This window comes from Streptomyces sp. ISL-98 (genome assembly GCF_018614055.1).
GTDB classification, from domain to species: domain Bacteria; phylum Actinomycetota; class Actinomycetes; order Streptomycetales; family Streptomycetaceae; genus Streptomyces; species Streptomyces spiramyceticus.
The window spans coordinates 15,544-29,650 of the sequence record NZ_JAGGPB010000084.1; the positions used below are offsets into that span (position 1 = coordinate 15,544).

Genomic DNA, 14,107 nt, shown 5'->3' on the forward strand with positions numbered 1-14,107 from the left:
ACCCCCTGACCCGCGCCGCCTATGCGGACCGGTTCGGCCCGACGACCCGCGACCGTATCCGCCTCGCCGACACGGCGCTGCGGATCAGGATCGAGGACGACTGGTCGGGCGGCCCAGGGCGCAGCGGCAACGAGATGGTCTTCGGCGGCGGCAAGGTGATCCGGGAATCGATGGGGCAGTCCATCGCGCCGCGCGACCCGGGCAAGGGCAAGACCAGCAAAGCCGCCGACAGCCGTGTCCTGCCGCCCGACACCGTCATCACCGGCGTTGTCGTGCTGGACCACTGGGGCATCGTCAAGGCTGATGTCGGCATCCGTGACGGCAACATCGTCGCGCTCGGCAAGGCGTACAACCCCGAGACGATGAACCGTCTGCACGAGGACGGGGTCAGTCACAACAGCATCGGTCCGACGCCCGCTGACTTCGTCATCGGTCCGGACACCGAGGTCATCGCGGGCAAGGGCAGGATCCTCACCGCCGGCGGGATCGACACGCACGTCCACTTCATCTGCCCCGACCAGGTCGGTGAGGCGCTGGCCGCGGGTGTCACCACACTCATCGGCGGCGGCACGGGTCCGGCGGAGGGCAGCACCGCCACCACCGTGACGCCCGGATCCTGGCACATCGACCGCACGTTTGAGGCGCTGGACGCCTTCCCGGTCAACATCGGGCTGCTCGGCAAGGGCGCCACCATGTCGAAGGAGTCCATGCTCGACCAGGTGGACGCCGGCATCATCGGCTTCAAGGTCCATGAGGACTGGGGTGCCACCCCGGCCGTCATCGACCAGTGCCTGGAGATCTGCGAGAAGACCGGCGTCCAGCTCGCGCTCCATGCCGACTCTCTGAACGAGGCCGGCTTCGTCCAGGACACCATCAAGGCCATCAAGAACCGGTCCATCCACGTCTTCCACGTCGAGGGGGCCGGCGGTGGCCACGCCCCCGACATGATCAAGATGGTGAGCGAGCCGAATGTGCTGCCCGCCTCCACCAATCCCACCCGGCCCCTGACCGTCAACACGGTCAAGGAGCACTTCGACATGGTGATGGTCTGCCATCACCTCAACCCGAAGGTCGAGGAGGACCTGGCCTTCGCGGACTCCCGTATCCGGCCCTCCACGATGGCGGCCGAGGACATTCTGCACGACCTCGGTGCCATCTCGATCATGTCGTCGGACGCCCAGGCCATGGGCCGCATCGGCGAGATGATCATGCGTACTTGGCAGACCGCGCACGTCATGAAGGAACGCCGCGGCTTCCTGGAGGAGGACCTGCCGGAGGACAAGCCGAAGGGCAAGAAGGCGAAGAACAAGACGCCGGAGGCTGAGCCGCCGTTGGCCGACAACAGGCGCGCCCGCCGGTACGTCGCGAAGTACACCATCAATCCGGCCATCGCCCAGGGAATCGACGCCGTCGTCGGGTCGGTGGAGATCGGCAAGCTGGCCGACCTGGTGCTGTGGGAGCCGAAGTTCTTCGGGGTCAAGCCGCACCTGGTCATCAAGGGCGGACAGATCGCGTACGCGCAGGTGGGCGACGCGAACGCGTCCATCCCCACTCCGCAGCCCGTCCTGCCGCGCCCCATGTGGGGAGCCACGGGCCTGGCACCTGGCTCCATCTCCTACAACTTCGTCACCCAACGAGCCATCAAGAAGGGCCTGTCCAAGGGGCGCAAGTTGAACAAGCAGTTCAAGGCCATCACCAGCACACGCGGCGTCTTCAAGAAGCACATGAAGGAGAACAACGCCACCCCCGACGTCTCGATCGACCCCGACACCTACGAGGTCATCGCCGGGGGCGCGAAGGTGACGGACGTGACGACATTCGTCGAAGACCAGATCGTCGACCGCGCCTACGCCTCTGAACTCCCCATGGCCCAGCGGTACTTCCTCTTCTGAAACCTCGAAGGAGCACCGCCGGGCGACGCAAAAGGTGAGCCATGGACAACAGGAGTGAAAGGTGACCTGCGAAAGATGAACCGCGCCGCGCTGTTCGTCCTGGCCGACGGCCGGTTCCCCGCCGGAGGGCACGCGCACTCCGGCGGAGCCGAACCGGCTGTGGCCGCGGGTCGTATCAAGGATGCGGACTCGCTGAAGCACTTCTGCCGGGGGCGGCTGCACACCGCGGGCCTGGTCGCGGCGGCACTGGCCGCCGCGGCTGCCGCCGGCCACGATCCGCTGGAACTGGACGAGGCCGCCGACGCCCGCACCCCGGTGCAGGCACTGCGGGCCACCGCCCGCAAACTCGGGCGGCAGATGATGCGGGCGGCCCGCGCCACCTGGCCGTCGGCCGAGCTGGACCAACTGGCCGCGGCCCGGCCGCAGGGCGCGCACCAGCCGGTGGTACTGGGTCTGGCCGCCCGGTCGGCCGGGCTGGCGCCGCTGGATGCCGCGTATGCGGCGGCGTACGAAAGCGTCAGCGGGCCGGCCACGGCGGTGGTCCGGCTACTGAGCCTGGACCCGTTCGACGCCACCGCTGTCCTCGCCCGCCTGGCCCCCGACCTCGACCAGATCGCCGCCGCAGCCGCCGCAGCTGCCCAGCGCATCCCGGAGGAGGGGATCGGCGCGCTGCCCGCTGCCTCCGCGCCGCTGCTCGACATCACCGCGCAGCAGCACGCCGCCTGGCCGGTACGCCTGTTCGCCTCCTGACCACCCACACCACGACAGGAGTTCGTATGCACCTCGACCACGATCTCGACGAGAAGTTTCACCAACGGCACACCTACAGCGCCGCCGACCCCCAGCGCCCCGAGGGCACCCGACGCGCCCTGCGCATCGGCCTGGGCGGACCGGTCGGATCGGGCAAGACCGCCACCGTCGCCGCCCTGTGCCGAGCCCTGCGTGACGAAGTGTCCATCGCCGTGGTCACCAACGACATCTACACCCGCGAGGACGCCGACTTCCTGCTCCGCGAAGCGGTCCTGCCGCCCGAGCGCATCAAGGCCGTCGAAACCGGCGCCTGCCCGCACACCGCCATCCGCGACGACATCTCCGCCAACCTCGAAGCCGTCGAGGACCTGGAGGACGAGGTCGGCCGGCTCGACTTGGTCCTGGTGGAATCCGGCGGTGACAACCTCACCGCCACGTTCTCCAAGGGCCTCGTCGACGCGCAGATCTTCGTCATCGACGTCGCCGGCGGCGACGACATCCCCCGCAAGGGCGGCCCCGGCGTCACCACCGCCGACCTCCTCGTCGTCAACAAGACCGACCTCGCACCCCACGTCGGCTCCGATCTGGAGCGCATGGCCCGCGACGCCAAGGTCCAGCGCGGCCACCTCCCCGTCGCCTTCACCTCCCTCAAGAACGAGGGCGGCGTCAAACCGGTCGCCGACTGGATCCGCGAACGCCTCAGCAACTGGACCGCAGGCCCCGCATGACCCTCACAAGCCCACCAACCGCCCAGCGGGCTGCCACAGGCGTACACGCAATCGCCCGCATCACGGCAGCCACCAGAGGCGGCACCACCACCCTGCCCGTCCTCGAAGGCGACGGGCCCTTCGAACTACGGCGCCTGCGCTCTCGAGGGACCGAGACGCGGGTGTGCGTCGTCGGTGCCATGAGCGCCCCCCTCGGCGGCGACCGGCTGTGCATCCAAGCCACCGCCCAGCAGGGCGCGGTGCTGCACATCACCTCCGCCGCCGCGACCCTCGCTCTGCGGGGCCCGACCCCCGAGCACGCCACCTACGACGTCCAGCTGACCGTAGAAGAGCACGCGAAACTCCACTGGCTGCCCAAGCCGTTGATCTGTGCGGCCGGCAGCAATCTGCGGCAGACCTGGACCGTCGACCTCGCCCCCACAGCACGGCTCGTACTGCGCGAAGAACAGATCCTCGGACGCACGGGAGAACCACCCGGCCACGTAGCCACGCGACTCACCGTCCGACGCGGTGGACGCATTCTGCTCGACCAGGAAGCCGAGTACGGACCGGGCGCACCCGGCTGGGACGGCCCAGCCGTCCTCGGCGATCACCGCGCGACCGGGCAACTCCTCATCGTCGATCCGTCCTACGAGAACAAACCCCCCGAAGTCCAACTCCTCGACAACGCCCCGGAAGACGGCCAAGCCGTACTGACACCTCTTGCCGGGCCTGCCGCGCTTGTTACCGCCATCGCTCCGGACGGCCGCCGCCTGCGCCGCCTCCTCGACACCGCACAGGCCACCTCCCGCCAGTCCCGCCACAGTAGGCAGCACGCGCTGAAGGGAATGTGACGGGAGTCCCCTGCGGTGGGAGCCGTAGCCCGCCGCTCCGCCATGGCCCGGCGGCGGATACGGGTATCGGTGAGGGCAGTAGCCAGAGCAGTCACAGGGTTCCGCCGACAGCGGCTATGAGGAGGGTCGGCCTCAGGCCGAGAGAGAGCGTCACCGCCCAGCGGACCGGCTCGCTGCCCCTGATCGCCATGAGCGCCCTGAACGCTTCGGCCAACCTGGGCCAGTTCGGTGATCCGGTCGCCGAACTGTGAGACCGACTGACCGACAGTCCTGGTCGGCCGGGGTTTCGGTCGACGAACCGCCTGCCGCAGCCGACAGGACCGCTCTACTGCACTGCTCACCCTCGCCACCGAACTCTCCGCCGCAATCGTCGCATGGATGCTCGGCGTTCACATTCAGGTCGCCGTCCAGTGGCAGAAGGCATCAGCAGGAGATTGGGCCGCCTCTGCAGCCGAGCTCAGCCGCCGGACGAGGTCGACCTGACGGTCCTGGCGGGCCACTCCAGCACGGTCAGCTCGGGCCATTGCTTCCGCCATCGGGCTGCCTTGGCTTCGTAGACCGACCGCGGAGCAAGCACCGGGTTCGGACGGACGACGAGGTTGAACATGTCCGACAGCCCATGCGGCGCATACACGCGCCACCGGCCGTCTGTCTCCACACGCACTCCCAGGCAGCACGTCGTCGCGGCGAAACTGTCGATCGCTGCCTCGATGGACTCATACGGCGGACAGGCAACTCCGAACTTGTCCTCATACCAGAGGTGAACCCGTGCTTCGTTGCGGATCTCAACCTCCGCAGGCAGGTCGGCAAAGACATCCCGTCCGGCTTTGATCACCGCGTCCTCCGCTTCCCAGGACAGATCACTGCCGTCGAAATAGAAGACGTCGTAGTCCTTGATGCCGCTGGCCGGCGGCCTGTCCGTGACCACGTTCCACACAGTCTGGAACAGGCACCCGGCCGTCACATAGCACCCAGGAAGATCCAACGTCGCAGCCCGCGCCAGCACCTCCGCCAACACGTCGTTACGGGACAGCACCGCGCGCAGGGACTCGAGTTGATGGTCGAGAGGGAGTCGGCTGATCATCAGTCCTGCCTACCACAACTCGCCCAGGGACAGGTCAGATGCACCTCAAGGGACTTCTCGACCCAGAGGCATTCAGACAGTTCCAATACGCGACTCCACCATCCCTAATCGTGCGTGGGAATCCCGGCCTTCAGGCCGGCCGGGGAAGCGCATCCTGATGTTCGGAGCCGCGAAGCGGCGTAGTGCGCTGCAAATCTGCTTCGGCAGCGGTCAGGGCTTGGCTGTCATGAGGCTCTTTTGAGCCGAGTGAGAAGCCCCCTCGTTTACGAGGGGGAGGAGTCACGATCCAAGGGACGCCAGGCAGTTGGCAGCCTCCAAGGAGTAAGCCCGATCCGAGATCACTGTTTCGGATCGTAGCCCTTCACGACGAACCGGAGTGGCGCGCGACGCCTCTAGGGCCGTGCCCTCACCGCAGCTTCTCTGCCGCGCTTTTGATGGCCTCGCGGATACGGAAGTACGTGCCGCAGCGGCACACGTTCGCGATGGCGTCGATGTCCGCGTCCGTGGGATCACTGGTCTGCTCGAGAAGGGCCACCGCGGCCATGATCTGGCCGGGCTGGCAGTAGCCGCACTGGGCCACATCCTGCTCCAGCCAAGCCTCCTGGACAGGGTGCAGGGTGTCCCCGTCCGCGAGGCCTTCGATGGTGGTGACCTCGTGGCCGGCGGCCTCGGAGACCGGGACGACGCACGGCCTGACGGCCTTGCCGTCGAGATGGCTGGTGCAGGCCTTGCAGACGTCGATGCCGCAGCCGTACTTGGGGCCGCGGATGCCGAGCAGATCGCGCAGCGCCCACAACAGGGGCAGGTTGTCGGGGGCGTCGACGGTGACGGGCTTCCCGTTGACGGTGAAGGTGTGGGAAGGCATGGCGGGCTCCTGGCGGTGATCGGAGAACAGGGTTCAGCGGGGGAACGGCGTGAAGTCGACGTCGAAGTCGACCGGGAAGCTCCGGGGGCTGGTGCCCGTGGCCCGGGCGTAGGCGTTGGCGATCGCGCCGACCGCCGCCGGGACGCCGAGTTCGCCCGCGCCGCCCGGATCGCCATTGGCCGGCATGACGAAGATCCGTACGTCCGTGGGTGAGTCCTTCTGCCGTGCGTAGTGGAACTGCGAGTAACTCCCCTCGAGTGGCAGTCCCTTGTCGATGTGCAGCCCGGCCCGCAGCGTGGTGGAGATGGCATCGGTGAGCCCGCCCAGCAGCTGAGCCTCCAGCCCGCGGGGGTTCACCGGCCGGCCGACATCGGCCGCGATCACCGCCTTCATGACCCGTGGGTGCGCGGGATCGGTCGCGTCGATCTCGACCAGGCAGGCCGTGCAGGACTTGTACTCCTCATGGAAGCCCACGCCCTGGGCCCAGCCCTCGGGCAGGGTCCGGCCCCAACGGCCCTCCGCCGCGACCTTGTCGAGTACCGCACGCTGACGGGCGTTCTTCAGGAACGTACGACGGAACGCCACCGGGTCCTTGCCGAGCCTGCGGGCCAGCTCGTCGACGAAGATCTCCTCCGCACCGCGGGTGTTCGCCGAGTACACCGAACGCCACGACCCGGTGTGCATCTTCAGCGGCACCTCAGTCAGCGCCTGGGTCGTCAGGCCGAAGTTGTACGGTGACTTGACCGTGGTCAGGAACAGCGTCTGGGCGAAACCGGCGTTGCCGATGCCCGGCGGCAGGCTCGCCGCAGTGGCGGTGAGAATCTCGCCGAGACCGTGCCGGAAGTCCGTCTCCACGGCGGCTACCCGGTGCTCGAAGGACAGCACCTCACCGAGGGCATGGGTGGCCCGGATCCTGTGATGGGTGGCGGGCCGCATCCTGCCGTGCCGCATGTCGTCGATGCGTGACCACATCAGCCGCACCGGCCGTCGGCTGGCCTGCGAGATCAGGGCGGCCTCAAGCGCCGCGTCGAAGAACAGCCGCCGCCCGAAGGAACCGCCGGCCTGCACGACATGGAGCGTGACCCTGTCCACCGGCAGCCCAAGGGCCGCCGCGATGGTCTCCTGCGCGACGATGGGCGACTTGAGCCCCGACCAGACCTCGGTCCGGTCGGAGCGTACGTCCGCGACAGCGGAATTGGTCTCCAGCGGCGCATGGCTGACGAACGCGAAGTCGAACTCGGCGTCCAGATACCGCGTCAGCAACGGCGGTACCAACAGGGGCGCTGTGGCCGCCTTCAGCTTGCCGCGGATGTCGGCGTCGGAGAGCGCGTCGACCGTCCCGGGCCCCCAGCTGACGTCGAGCGCGTTCTTGCCGTCGAGAGCCTGCCCGAAAGTGTCGGCCACCACGGCGACACCGGTCGGGATCACCACCACGTCGACGACCCCGGGCATGGCCCTGACGGCCGCCTCGTTATTGACGGCCTTCACGGTGCCCCTGAGGGTCGGCGGCCGCCGCACCATACAGGGCTTGGCCCCCGGCACATCGAGGTCGAGGGTGTACTGCTGGCGTCCGGTGACGATCGCGCGGGCGTCTATACGGCCGGTGGGGGTGCCGACCAGGGTGTGCTCGGACTCGGGCTTGGGCGTGGCAACGAGTGCCCCGAGATCCGGTGACGCGGCTACGACGGCGAGCGATCCGTATGGCAGTGAGGTGCCATCGGGAGCGACGACCGCGCCCTCCCGCGTCCTGAGCGTGTCCGCGGACACACCCCAGCGCCGGGCGGCAGCCGCGACGAGCCGGGACCGGACGGCGGCCGCGGTGTGGCGCACCGGTCCGTAGAGCGAACGTATCGCGTTGGAGCTTCCGGTCAGCTGGTTGAATATCAACTCCGGCCGCGCATCGTCCAGTTGAATACGAACCCGGGTGAGTGGCAGGTCCAGCTCCTCGGCGACCAGCATCGCCACGGCGGTGTTCAACCCCTGCCCTACCTCCTCCCGTGGCAGCCGGAACTCCACGTCCCCGTCCTCACGAACGGTGAGCACCAGCATGCCCGCGGTAGGAGTGCCGGCAAGGATCAGCAGATCACCGAGATCCACCAGATCTGCCGGCGGGGGCAGGGTGGGAACCACCGCCCCCGCGGGCGTCGGCACCAGCGCGTCCACCGCCACTGTCGTCCCTACTGCCAGCGTGGGCGCGGCCACCAGATAGCTGAGGAACCGCCGCCTGCTGTGCTCCCCCATGCCATCTCCTATCGCCCTCACCCGCTGCCATCACCGGGCAGTGCCCAGATCATTACCAGTTGGTAGGCCGGGTTCAAGAGGCCCGACCACCTCGCCATGCCACGCACGGCCTCCTTGGCGCGCTCGTTCGCGCAGAGCAGGCGCCGTGGCAACGCCAGGCGGCACGCCCACAGCATGCGACAAACTGATATACCGACGCCGGAACCAAGTTGAGCGAACGATCAACGCGCTCAAGGGCTTCCGGGCCGTGGCGACGCGGTTCGACAAGCGGGCCTACATCTTTCACGGCACCATGGCTGTCGCAGCACTTCGCCTGTGGCTTGACTCCTGACCCACCGAAGAGTCTGTAGTACTCAGCCTCACCGGACGAGTCCGATTGCCTCGATCTCGATCATCCACTCAGGGTTGGCGAGTGAGGAGACCTCCACGAACGACTCCGCGAGGTGGGGCTTGTCCGGGAAGTGTTCCGCGCGCAGCTTGGCGAAGATGTCCTGCTGCGCGATGTCGGTAACGAACACGGTCGCCTTGACCACGTCAGCGAGGCTGGAGCCCGCGTTCGGCAGGACCGTCGACAGATTCGCGAGCGCCTGACGGGCTTGCGCCTCGAAGTCCCCGGCGCCGGCCGTGGCCCCCTGGGCATCAATCGGCGCCTGCCTCGATGTGAAGACCAAGTTCCCGACCCGGATGCCGAGCGAGATACCGGCCGACTCGTACCAGTCGGGTTCCGCGGAGACGCGCACACGCTCGGCGGCAGGCTGTGTAACGGACATGCTGCTGACACTCCCTCAAAACTGCACACACGGGGCCGGGTAGCTGCGATTACCCCCGACTTGATCCACCTGCGACAGCCACGAGATCCCGAGATCCATTCCCGAGGTCCCTGACCTGGGACCAGGGCAACGAGATGGCACGCCAGGGAGACGCGTGTCCTGCTGAGCCCGACGTCCTCGGACAAGGGCCTGACGGTTCTCGGCTCCAAGCGCCCGGGCCCATTACGCACGAGGACGTCCCTGGCGTGCCCGTCATCACGGTGCCGGAGAATGTGGCGAAGTTCCTGGAAGAAGTTCGGTCCTTTGGCCTGCATGAGAGCTCGCTGCAGTTCCGACACTTCCTGGATCACGTCAACTCTTCGCGCGATTTCAGCTCCGTGGAGGAGGCTATTCACCGCATGAACGCCAGAACGTCCAGCGGCGACGTATACGAGCGGCTGATCGAGATCCTGCGCGAGTTCCGTGATGAGGCGACGGACGAGGACTCGTAGCCGCGCCGTGGAACACCCGTCAGGGACCAGGCGTCGGCGGGCGTCGTACACGAGGGCGTGAGGGGCTACGCAGCCGGGAGGCTGCTCCGGCCCCCTTGGGGCGGGGGGAGTGGCACCCCCGCGCGCGCAGCAAGGCGGTCCGCGCCAACCGCCTCGGCACCTGACCACCGGTTACAGCTCAGCCACATCGCCGCGACGCAGCTCCCGCACGGCACAGGATGCTCCCCTCATCACGCAACGTCCTGGGGGACCATGCGACGCACCACCACCACCGCCATCGGCGCGGCCCTTCTGATCGCCAGCCTCACCGCCTGCGGAAGCAGCAGCGAGGACCCTGACGCCAAGGCCGCACCGCTACCCAAGGCCGCCACCAGCAGCCCGCCGGAGCCGACGCCCACCGCGGCACAACGTGACCTCGCCGTGGGCGACAGTACGAAGATCGACGACACAGCGAACGATGTCTCCTTCACCGCTGCCGTTCTCAGCTACGCCCAGCCTGTCGAGGGTCCAGAGCCGCCCGGCGAGGCCCTGGGCGGCGCCAACGCAGTGCGGTCCACCGTCGAGCTGAAGGTCTGCAACGTCAAGAGGCAGACGTTCACGGTCAGCCAGTTCCCATGGTCCCTTGCCTGAGGACGGCAGGCGCGTGGAAGTCACCGGGCTCAACGGCGGCGACATGCCGAAGCCGGAGTTCCCCACCGATGGCGTCTCGGTGAAGGCCGGCGACTGTGTGCGCGGAAAGGTCCCGTACGCCGTCCCGGGCGACAAGTGGCCCGAGCGCATCGTGTACGCGCCCCAGAGCCTAGACGAACCGCTCGAGTGGCTGGTCCCCGCCAAGTAGCCGGGGTGGCGCCCGTAGCTGGCAACCGCCGCAGCGAGCGTCCGTACCGCAGGCTCGTCGCCGCAGTGAAGGCGCTCCGCTACTCCGCCTATTGATGCTCAGCGGTCGGTTGCGGGGGGGTGCGATGCGCCGCGGCATTTTCTCAGTGAGATTGAGGGGGCTTCAGGTTGGGTTGCTGGGTGGGTGGTGGATGGCGACCAGGCCGGCTTCGGCGAGGTCGGCTACCAGGATCCTCGCTACGCCAAGCGGTATCGCCAGCTGCTCGGAGATCCGAGCGATTGCCGTCGGCTCGTGGCAGAGGCGGCAGATGCGCTGGTGCTCGGGGAGCAAGGTGGGCAGCGTGGCCTCGTCGGCCGTGGTGCTGACCAGTGCCTCGACGGGCAGCTGATAACGCGGCCGAGTGACGCCTCCGGTCATCCGGTGGGGAAGTACTAGTGGCGCCTCACGGTCCTCGTCGGAGGGGGCCAATGATGGGGTGCCCTGCTCGCGGCCCCCAGCCCCATAGGACTGAAAGAGCGAACCCTCGTCGTCTTCGTCGTCCTCATTGGGCAGATAGAGCGACGGCCAGGTTGAAGGGGCCTGCTCGGCAGCTGCGGCATCAGATGGCGTGCCGGAGAGGCTGTGTTCGGCGATGGAGTCATAGGCTTCGTCGTGTGGCTGATCGGCTTTTTGGGTGGGAGACGCTTTGTGTAGGCGGATTTGATCATGTCTGCTTCAGGGTGTTTGCCGGACGTGGCCTTCTTGCCGAGCTGCCGGCGCAGCTTGTGACCGCAGCCTCCATGGCAGCCGCGGCGACAGCGCTGCGTGGTTGGCGTCGACGGCGGGACGCGGCGGTGAGGCTCACGAAGCAGGGTGAGGAATGAGCGCCGGCACGGACCCCGGGAGGCGCTTGAAGTGCAGAGCAGGGCGCACCAGGCGCGCCCTAATTCGTCCCTCGGGGTGGCTGGTGGTGTAGCGGCTGGGGTGTAGCGGTGGCCGGGTGCGCTTCGCTTGCCTCGGCCCACTACGCGTGCCGGGCCGTCTCTTCGCGGCGGTCCGGTCCGACCGCTGTGCGGTCTCACGCGCTGCGGGTGGCGGCAGTCGGTCACAGGGCGCTTCGCTTTGTGTTCCCTCGCTTCGCGCTGCCGCCTCCGTTGCCTCTGTCGTTGCGCGTCAGAGGTGGAGCGGCATGGGCGGTGGCAGGGGTAAAGGTGCCGCGTTTGAGCGGCCGTAATCCGTCTTGGGGAGATCGACTCGATCCGGTCGTCACGGCCACGTCGGCGCGAGGGCTTGTGTCGCCGGGGCCTGGAGCTGTCGTTCGGTGATGAACCTGCCGGTGAGGCACCTTTGAGTCGAGTGTCAGTGCTGGGTCCCAGAATGACGGGCATGATCCAGACTCTTCCTCTGGCCCTGCCGGGCACGCTGGTGAACCTCCACCGCATCGACACCGCGCTCCATGCCAAGTGCTGGGACGTCCAGGCTCACGACGTGGTGGCCGCACCGAACGGTGATGTGTATGCGCTGTACAGGGTGCACCGGTACATGTACGGCGTGGCCGATGAACACGATCCAGCGGTAGCCAACTTCGGCTACCGGATCATCACGCGGTACTCCGCGGACGGCGAAGTGCTGGCGAGCGCGCTGTGCTGCCCGGAGGGAGCCGACGAGACTGCTTCGGCGGTGGTCGACGGCAGCGACATGACCCTGTGCGTCCTGCCGAACGGCACCCTCACCATCAGCACCCGCCCGAACAACACCACCCTGGTCACACCCGACCTGTCCCGGGTCATAGCCACTTACGACTCAAAGGAAAGGCGCCCCTCCAAGGAGTTCACGCCGGGAGATGCCTTCGCCACCTCCATCGGCGTCACGCCCTCGGGCCGCCTGTTGTGCACCATCGCTGAGTACGGCGTGTGGAACTACGGCAGCGCCATCACCAACCTCGTCGGCGTAGCCGACGGCGCCCTGACGGCCACTTCCAAGCCGGTGATCCACGCACTCGCCTCGCTTGATCCCGAACCGGCCCGCCACAGCGAACGGGACGTGCGCGCGCACGTTACGTACCAGGGCGCCCCGGTCGGCCTGGCGAACCGGCCCCGGCCCGCGCTGACCGAGCTGGCGGCCGGCGAGGACCGCCTCTCAGGCTGGCGCGACTCACGCCTCGGCCGGCCCGTGCCGCTGGCCGACGACCTGTTCGTTGTCCCCGTCTACGCCCGTACGTTCCGCGGCGGCAGCCGCGGTCGGCCGTTCGTCTTCGCCCTCGTCAACGACCAGGGGGAGATGACCGGACGTCTCCACGGCATGCACCAGAGGTCCGACTCTCCTTTCACCGGCTTCTGCTTCAACCTCGCCGCCGACCCACACCGGGGTTATGCCTTCCACCTCAACCGTTACGGTCTGTACGCCTGGAACAGGGCAGGGGTTCTGCGCGCCAAACTGGACACCGAGACCAAGACGTTCAAGCCGCTGACCCATTTCACGCTCACCGCATGTTCGCCCGTCGGCGACCTGCTGCTGGTCCACAGCAAACAGCACTTGATCCTGCGCGTACCCGTCCCCGACGACCTCACCGGCCTCGCGGCCGCCGTCGAGGAGGCGCTGCGCGCGTACGCCCGGCAACGCACCGTCCTGAAGAGGCAGTGGGCACCCGTCAACTGGCACTGGACCCAGACGTCTGCACCGGTCCACCGCCTCTGACCGTCGGCACCCGTGGGGCCGCCCCCCCGGCTCAGGGCGCCGGGCGCTGCTGGGTGCCCCGTTTAGGTGGCGGGGGTGCCGTTTTCCATGTTGGTGGTTGTTCCTTGAGTGTGGGCGTGTGTGCAGGTTCTTACGCGGCGGGCGAGGTTGGGAATGAGTTTTGAGTCGAGTTGGTCGAGGGGGACGAAGGCGTAGGCGCGGAGTTCTGTGGGGTCTAGTTGGATGGTTTTGATGGTGCCTGGGTGGAGTTGGTCGCCGTCGAAGATCATGACGATGCCTTCGCTGCGTCCGGGGCGTTCGGCGGTCCAGTCGATGCCGAGGAGGCGTCCTGGCTCGGTGGTCAGTCCGAGTTCTTCTTTGACTTCGCGTTGTGCGGCGGCTCGTGGGGACTCGTCTGCTTCTACGGCGCCGCCGGGGATCTTCCAGGGTTCCTTGTACACGGGGTCGACGAGCAGTACTTGGCCTTTGTCGTCGAAGGAAAGCATTCCGGCAGCGACGCGCTTGCGTGGCAGTCCGCGGTCGTATTCAGAGATATCGGTCATGGGCGGTGAGGCTGCCTGCCCCATTTTTGGTGCGCTTCTGAATTCGTATCGAACTCTTGTTGCTAATCGAGATGTGAAACGGCCGGCGCCCAATCCGCTGAGGCGGGTGGCAAGGGCGCCGGCCATCGAAGGCCCGACCGTGAGGACCGAGCTGTGGCGGTCATTGTAGCGAGCGGGCCCCCGCTGCCCTTGATGAAGAGGCGGCCCGCGACGAGCCGACGCCATCCTGGTCGGAAGGGAGTACGGGGCCAAGCCGGAGGGTGCGGGGGTCCGTTACCTGACGGAAGGGGTCCGGCCTACGCCTGATCGGCTACTGGCGGCCTTGTCCGCAGGCGCGCCACGGGGAGGGCACCCGCCGGGCGTGAGCGGGCCGCAGGTGTCAGCCTGCGGCCGGGTG

Annotated in this window: 15 protein-coding genes and 1 pseudogene; 10 read left to right on the forward strand and 6 right to left on the reverse strand. The window is 67.9% G+C overall.

Going from position 1 to position 14,107, the window contains the following annotated elements; all coding sequences use genetic code 11:
• The first annotated feature begins 5 nt into the window (after positions 1 to 5).
• The 5 genes from J7I98_RS37710 to J7I98_RS42420 all read left to right on the forward strand — a co-directional run bounded on the left by J7I98_RS37710 (position 6) and on the right by J7I98_RS42420 (position 4,454).
• Positions 6 to 1,892 (forward strand): urease subunit alpha, encoded by a 1,887-nt coding sequence (locus J7I98_RS37710; protein ID WP_251021777.1) that lies wholly within the window; start codon positions 6 to 8, stop codon positions 1,890 to 1,892.
• Between the two features lie 75 nt (positions 1,893 to 1,967).
• A complete protein-coding gene (locus tag J7I98_RS37715) occupies positions 1,968 to 2,642 on the forward strand; it encodes an urease accessory protein UreF (protein ID WP_214929583.1) in 675 nt (224 codons plus the stop codon).
• Positions 2,643 to 2,668: 26 nt separating this feature from the next.
• The gene (ureG, locus tag J7I98_RS37720) at positions 2,669 to 3,370 is read left to right on the forward strand and encodes an urease accessory protein UreG (protein ID WP_214929584.1); all 702 of its coding nucleotides are present in this window, start codon (positions 2,669 to 2,671) and stop codon (positions 3,368 to 3,370) included.
• Positions 3,367 to 4,203: an urease accessory protein UreD gene (locus tag J7I98_RS37725; RefSeq protein ID WP_214929585.1), complete on the forward strand. Its 837-nt coding sequence runs from the start codon at positions 3,367 to 3,369 to the stop codon at positions 4,201 to 4,203. Before ureG ends, J7I98_RS37725 begins: the two co-directional genes overlap by 4 nt.
• A 116-nt stretch (positions 4,204 to 4,319) precedes the next feature.
• Entirely contained in the window at positions 4,320 to 4,454 is a 135-nt protein-coding gene (locus tag J7I98_RS42420) for a hypothetical protein (protein WP_285438139.1), read from the forward strand.
• A 206-nt stretch (positions 4,455 to 4,660) separates the two neighbouring features.
• On the opposite strand, the gene J7I98_RS37730 is transcribed toward J7I98_RS42420, so the two are convergent.
• The 3 genes from J7I98_RS37730 to J7I98_RS37740 form a co-directional block, all read right to left on the reverse strand.
• Positions 4,661 to 5,287, reverse strand: coding sequence for a nucleotidyltransferase family protein (locus J7I98_RS37730; RefSeq protein ID WP_214929586.1), 627 nt, complete (start codon positions 5,285 to 5,287; stop codon positions 4,661 to 4,663).
• A 406-nt stretch (positions 5,288 to 5,693) separates the two neighbouring features.
• On the reverse strand, positions 5,694 to 6,152 hold the full coding sequence (locus J7I98_RS37735; RefSeq protein WP_214929587.1) for a (2Fe-2S)-binding protein: 459 nt from the start codon (positions 6,150 to 6,152) through the stop codon (positions 5,694 to 5,696).
• A 33-nt stretch (positions 6,153 to 6,185) separates the two neighbouring features.
• A complete protein-coding gene (locus tag J7I98_RS37740) occupies positions 6,186 to 8,393 on the reverse strand; it encodes a xanthine dehydrogenase family protein molybdopterin-binding subunit (RefSeq protein ID WP_214929588.1) in 2,208 nt (735 codons plus the stop codon).
• A gap of 118 nt (positions 8,394 to 8,511) precedes the next feature.
• On the opposite strand from J7I98_RS37740, the pseudogene J7I98_RS37745 reads away from it, so the two are divergent.
• Positions 8,512 to 8,724: pseudogene (locus J7I98_RS37745) on the forward strand (IS5/IS1182 family transposase); the annotation flags it as partial.
• Between the two features lie 28 nt (positions 8,725 to 8,752).
• On the opposite strand, the gene J7I98_RS37750 reads toward J7I98_RS37745, so the two are convergent.
• Positions 8,753 to 9,163, reverse strand: a complete 411-nt coding sequence (locus tag J7I98_RS37750; protein WP_214929589.1) for a RidA family protein — start codon at positions 9,161 to 9,163, stop codon at positions 8,753 to 8,755.
• A 245-nt stretch (positions 9,164 to 9,408) separates the two neighbouring features.
• Here J7I98_RS37750 and J7I98_RS37755 point away from each other — a divergent pair, with 245 nt between their 5' ends.
• The 3 genes from J7I98_RS37755 (at position 9,409) to J7I98_RS37765 (ending at position 10,492) form a co-directional block, all read left to right on the forward strand.
• Complete coding sequence (locus tag J7I98_RS37755) at positions 9,409 to 9,654, forward strand: hypothetical protein (RefSeq protein WP_214929590.1); 246 nt, start codon at positions 9,409 to 9,411, stop codon at positions 9,652 to 9,654.
• Positions 9,655 to 9,906: 252 nt separating this feature from the next.
• Positions 9,907 to 10,284 carry a hypothetical protein gene (locus J7I98_RS37760; protein WP_214929591.1) on the forward strand — a complete coding sequence of 126 codons (378 nt, stop codon included), beginning with the start codon at positions 9,907 to 9,909 and terminating at the stop codon, positions 10,282 to 10,284.
• Entirely contained in the window at positions 10,277 to 10,492 is a 216-nt protein-coding gene (locus tag J7I98_RS37765; protein WP_214929592.1) for a hypothetical protein, read from the forward strand. Before J7I98_RS37760 ends, J7I98_RS37765 begins: the two co-directional genes overlap by 8 nt.
• 162 nt (positions 10,493 to 10,654) lie before the next feature.
• Here J7I98_RS37765 and J7I98_RS41885 read toward each other — a convergent pair whose 3' ends face one another.
• On the reverse strand, positions 10,655 to 10,960 hold the full coding sequence (locus tag J7I98_RS41885; RefSeq protein ID WP_251021774.1) for a DUF742 domain-containing protein: 306 nt from the start codon (positions 10,958 to 10,960) through the stop codon (positions 10,655 to 10,657).
• Positions 10,961 to 11,857: 897 nt separating this feature from the next.
• Between J7I98_RS41885 and J7I98_RS37775 the strand changes: the two genes are divergently transcribed.
• On the forward strand, positions 11,858 to 13,168 hold the full coding sequence (locus tag J7I98_RS37775; RefSeq protein ID WP_251021775.1) for a hypothetical protein: 1,311 nt from the start codon (positions 11,858 to 11,860) through the stop codon (positions 13,166 to 13,168).
• A 62-nt stretch (positions 13,169 to 13,230) separates the two neighbouring features.
• Here the strand turns inward: J7I98_RS37775 and J7I98_RS37780 are convergent, their stop codons facing one another.
• The gene (locus tag J7I98_RS37780; RefSeq protein ID WP_214929593.1) at positions 13,231 to 13,710 is read right to left on the reverse strand and encodes an NUDIX hydrolase; all 480 of its coding nucleotides are present in this window, start codon (positions 13,708 to 13,710) and stop codon (positions 13,231 to 13,233) included.
• Positions 13,711 to 14,107 lie beyond the last annotated feature (397 nt).

What these genes read in the sequence shown, in the direction of transcription:
- J7I98_RS37715 (WP_214929583.1), top strand. Translation starts at nt 1,968, where the DNA reads ATGAACCGCGCCGCGCTGTTCGTCCTGGCCGACGGCCGGTTCCCCGCC.
- ureG (WP_214929584.1), top strand. Translation starts at nt 2,669, where the DNA reads ATGCACCTCGACCACGATCTCGACGAGAAGTTTCACCAACGGCACACC.
- J7I98_RS37725 (WP_214929585.1), top strand. Translation starts at nt 3,367, where the DNA reads ATGACCCTCACAAGCCCACCAACCGCCCAGCGGGCTGCCACAGGCGTA.
- J7I98_RS42420 (WP_285438139.1), top strand. Translation starts at nt 4,320, where the DNA reads ATGAGGAGGGTCGGCCTCAGGCCGAGAGAGAGCGTCACCGCCCAGCGG.
- J7I98_RS37730 (WP_214929586.1), bottom strand. Translation starts at nt 5,287, where the DNA reads ATGATCAGCCGACTCCCTCTCGACCATCAACTCGAGTCCCTGCGCGCG.
- J7I98_RS37735 (WP_214929587.1), bottom strand. Translation starts at nt 6,152, where the DNA reads ATGCCTTCCCACACCTTCACCGTCAACGGGAAGCCCGTCACCGTCGAC.
- J7I98_RS37740 (WP_214929588.1), bottom strand. Translation starts at nt 8,393, where the DNA reads ATGGGGGAGCACAGCAGGCGGCGGTTCCTCAGCTATCTGGTGGCCGCG.
- J7I98_RS37750 (WP_214929589.1), bottom strand. Translation starts at nt 9,163, where the DNA reads ATGTCCGTTACACAGCCTGCCGCCGAGCGTGTGCGCGTCTCCGCGGAA.
- J7I98_RS37760 (WP_214929591.1), top strand. Translation starts at nt 9,907, where the DNA reads ATGCGACGCACCACCACCACCGCCATCGGCGCGGCCCTTCTGATCGCC.
- J7I98_RS37775 (WP_251021775.1), top strand. Translation starts at nt 11,858, where the DNA reads ATGATCCAGACTCTTCCTCTGGCCCTGCCGGGCACGCTGGTGAACCTC.
- J7I98_RS37780 (WP_214929593.1), bottom strand. Translation starts at nt 13,710, where the DNA reads ATGACCGATATCTCTGAATACGACCGCGGACTGCCACGCAAGCGCGTC.